The 426-nt window shown below is 30.0% G+C and carries 2 protein-coding genes; both read left to right on the plus strand.

Annotation, left to right across the window (positions count from 1 at the left end; genetic code table 11):
• Positions 1-240, plus strand: a 240-nt coding sequence (locus tag AB4Y90_RS18240) for a DUF3858 domain-containing protein (protein WP_441558971.1), incomplete at its 5' end; no start/stop codon positions are given.
• The coding region (locus tag AB4Y90_RS18245; RefSeq protein ID WP_441558972.1) for a hypothetical protein at positions 241-426 on the plus strand (186 nt) is incomplete at its 3' end. It lies immediately after the preceding gene.

Raw genomic sequence — 426 nt, forward strand, 5'->3', positions numbered from 1 at the left:
GTTTATAAGCTTCCGGCTGGCTACACTATTGAAGAAATGCCGGAAAACGGAAATATCAGCTCAGAGTTTGGAAGCTATAAAATTTCTTTTGAAAAGAAAGAAGATCAGCTTATTGTAAAAAGGTTTTTCCAGATGAAAAAAGGTCTTCATCCTAAAGATAAATACAACGATTATGTAAGTTTCAGAAAAAAAATAATGAATGCCGATAACTCTAAAATTTTAATTTCAAAAAAATCATAGATGAAAAAAATAATAACCATATTGTCTGTATTTTTAGTCAATACAGCTCTTTTTGCTCAGAATCAGCAGTTTCTAAAAATGCCTAAGTTTAATAAAGATGATCTTAAAAAAGAGAAATCTGGAATTGATCCTAAAGCTCCTGCAGAACTGCTTTATCGATCAATACATTATAGGATAGATAACAGC

This window comes from Chryseobacterium sp. 2TAF14, from assembly GCF_052115105.1.
GTDB lineage: Bacteria > Bacteroidota > Bacteroidia > Flavobacteriales > Weeksellaceae > Chryseobacterium.